The organism is Halorussus marinus, assembly GCF_004765795.1.
In the GTDB taxonomy this organism is placed as follows: Archaea; Halobacteriota; Halobacteria; order Halobacteriales; family Haladaptataceae; genus Halorussus; species Halorussus marinus.
Window position 1 is genome coordinate 1 of the sequence record NZ_SBIV01000024.1, and the last position, 3405, is coordinate 3405.

Below are 3405 nucleotides of genomic sequence, written 5' to 3' on the forward strand. Positions count from 1 at the left end.
GAGCCGAACCGTGTCCCTTAAGTGGGAGACGGAGAAATGCTCTAATCCGAAGACCGATGCACTACCCCGTGAAAGCGCGGGTAGGAAGGGTTCGACGCACGCTCCCTCAACCACCGGGACGTGGCGATGACAACCGTATGTACGTGCAATCCAGGCGTCCACTGGATCCGAGTAACCGGGTCACAGTGCGATGCAATTCATTCCAACAGCGTGGCTACTGTGCCAGCTGGTGGATGGCTCGGCTCGAGCGCCGATAAAGGACGTGCCAAGCTGCGATAAGCCTGAGGAAGCCGCACGGAGGCGAAGAACTCAGGATCTCCGAATGGGAATCCCCACAGCAATTGCCTAGCGCAATGGGGAACGTCGAGAATTGAAACATCTCAGTATCGACAGGAACAGAAACCGAACGGGATGTCGTCAGTAACCGCGAGTGAACGCGACACAGTCCAAACCGAAGCCCTCACGGGCAATGTGGTGTCCGGACTGCCACTCATCGCTCGAACAGCCTCGTGAAGTCTCTTGGAACAGAGCGCGACACAGGGTGAAAGCCCCGTAACGAAGCCAAGTACAGCGTGCGGCAGCTCCAGAGTATCGGGGGTTGGATATCCCTCGTGAAGATCGCGGGCATCGACCGCGAAGACTAAACACGTCTCGAGACCGATAGCGAACAAGTAGCGCGAGCGAACGCTGAAAAGCACCCCACAAAGGGAGGTGCAATAGAGCCTGAAATCAGTTGGCGATGGAGCGACAGAGCTCACAAGGTCCCGTGAAAAACGACCGAGGTGCGAACCTCCAGTAGGAATCACGGGAAGCCGGTGTTCTGTCGTACGTTTTGAAAAACGAGCCAGGGAGTGTGTTGGTTTGGCGAGTCTAACCGGAGCATCCGGGCAGGCACAGGGAAACCAATATGGCCGCAGCCGTTAGGCGAGGGCCACCGTCTTCAAGGGCGGGGAGTCAAACCGACACGACCCGAAACCAGATGATCTATGCGTGGACAAGGCGAAGCGTACCGAAAGGCACGTGGAGGCCTGTTAGAGTTGGTGTCCTACAATACCCTCTCGTGATCTACGTATAGGGGTGAAAGGCCCATCGAATCTGGCAACAGCTGGTTCCAACCGAAACATGTCGAAGCATGACCTCTGCTGAGGTAGTCCGTGGGGTAGAGCGACCGATTGGAGGCGCCGACTTCGAGAGAAGTCGGCCCTCCTGTCAAACTCCAAACCTACGGACGCCGCCGACGCAGGGAATCCGGTGTGCGGGGTAAGCCTGTGCACCGTGAGGGAGACAACCCACAGCCGGGTTAAGGTCCCCAAGTGCGGACTAAGTGCGATCGAAGGTGGTCTCAAGCCCTAGACAGCCGGGAGGTGAGCTTAGAAGCAGCTACCCTCTAAGAAAAGCGTAACAGCTTACCGGCCGAGGTTTGAGGCGCCCAAAATGATCGGGGCTCAAGTCCGCCACCGAGACCTGGCCGCACCCGTCACAAGGTGATCGAGTAGGTTGGCAGTCCATTTGGGTGGAAGCTCGAACGAGAGTTCGCGTGGACCGAATGGTCACGAAAATCCTGGCCATAGTAGCAGCGTTAGTCGGGTTAGACCCCCGACGGCCTCATGAGCAAGGGTTCCTCGGCAATGCTGAACAGCCGAGGGTTAGTCGATCCTAAGTCTCGTCGCAATTCGAGCGAGACAAACGGGAAACTGGTTAATATTCCAGTACCTCTCTGCAGTGAAACCGACGCCTTGGGAACCATCGAACCGGGCATTCGCCCGGTCGAATCCGGGAAGTCCGTGGAAGCCGTAATGGCACGAAGCGAACGAAGCCGGAGACAGCGCAAGTCGATGTTACCTAGGGCCCGTGAAAAGGGAGCAGAGAGTTCGTACCGAGATCCGACACAGGTGCTCTGGCAGCGAAAGCCAAGGTCTGTCGGGAGCAACCGACGTTAGGGAATTCGGCAAGTTAGTCCCGTAAGTTCGCGATAAGGGATGCCTGCCTCTTTCGAGGCAGGTCGCAGTGACTCGGACGCTCCGACTGTCTAGTAACAACATAGGTGACCGCAAATCCGTAAGGACTCGTACGGTCACTGAATCCTGCCCAGTGCAGGTATCTGAACACCCGGTACAACGGGGCGAAGGACCTGTTAACGGCGGGGGTAACTATGACCCTCTTAAGGTAGCGTAGTACCTTGCCGCTTCAGTAGCGGCTTGCATGAATGGATCAACGAGAGCGTCACTGTCCCAACGTTGGGCCCGGTGAACTGTACGTTCCAGTGCGGAGTCTGGAGACCCCCAAGGGGAAGCGAAGACCCTATAGAGCTTTACTGCAGGCTGTCGCTGAGACACGGTCGCTAATGTGCAGCATAGGTAGGAGGCGTTACAGAGGTACCCGCGCCAGCGGGCCACCCAGCCAGCATTGAAATACTACCCGTTAGTGACTGTGACTCTCACTCCGGGAGGAGGACACCGGTAGCCGGGCAGTTTGACTGGGGCGGTACACGCTCGAAAAGATATCGAGCGTGCCCCAAGATTCTCTCATCCGTGTCAGAAACGCGGACTAGAGCGCAAGAGCATAAGAGAGTCTGACAGTGTCCTTCACAACGCGGGACGCTGACGCGAAAGCGTGGTCTAGCGAACCTATCAGCCTGCTTGATGCGGGCGATAGATGACAGAAAAGCTACCTTAGGGATAACAGAGTCGTCACTCGCAAGAGCACATATCGACCGAGTGGCTTGCTACCTCGATGTCGGTTCCCTCCATCCTGCCCGTGCAGAAGCGGGCAAGGGTGAGGTTGTTCGCCTATTAAAGGAGGTCGTGAGCTGGGTTTAGACCGTCGTGAGACAGGTCGGCTGCTATCTATTGGGGGTGTTACGGTATCTGACGGGAACGATCGTATAGTACGAGAGGAACTACGATTGGTTGCCACTGGTGTACCGGTCGTCCGAAAGGGCGCGTGCCGGGCAGCCACGCAACACGGGGTAAGAGCTGAACGCATCTAAGCTCGAAACCCACCTGGAAAAGAGATACCACTGAGACCACTCGTAGAAGACGAGTTCGATAGACTCGGGATGTACGCGCCGAGGCAACGAGGCGTTGAGTCCGCGAGCACTAACAGGTCGAAGCCACACACTCATTTGACTCGCACTGGGATCCGGATTGCTCGGATCCAGGCGCAAACTGGATTGCACGTACCATACGGTTGTTAGGAATCGTCGAATCACCGACTGTGGTCAGTTGGTCGCGGTTCGATTCCGCGAGTCGGCGTTAAGGCGGCCAGAGCGGCGGGGCGACACCCGTACCCATCCCGAACACGGAAGTTAAGCCCGCCTGCGTATCGAGGAGTACTGGAGTGGGCGACCCTCTGGGAAATTCGATTCGCCGCCTGCCATTCATAGGTGTTAAGCCCGCACGGACA

At 57.2% G+C, this 3405-nt stretch carries 2 rRNA genes; both read left to right on the top strand.

Going from position 1 to position 3405, the window contains the following annotated elements:
• Positions 1 to 205 precede the first annotated feature (205 nt).
• A 23S ribosomal RNA gene (locus EPY72_RS19045) occupies positions 206 to 3121 on the top strand.
• Positions 3122 to 3255: 134 nt separating this feature from the next.
• A 5S ribosomal RNA gene (gene rrf, locus EPY72_RS19050) occupies positions 3256 to 3377 on the top strand.
• Positions 3378 to 3405: the final 28 nt, after the last annotated feature.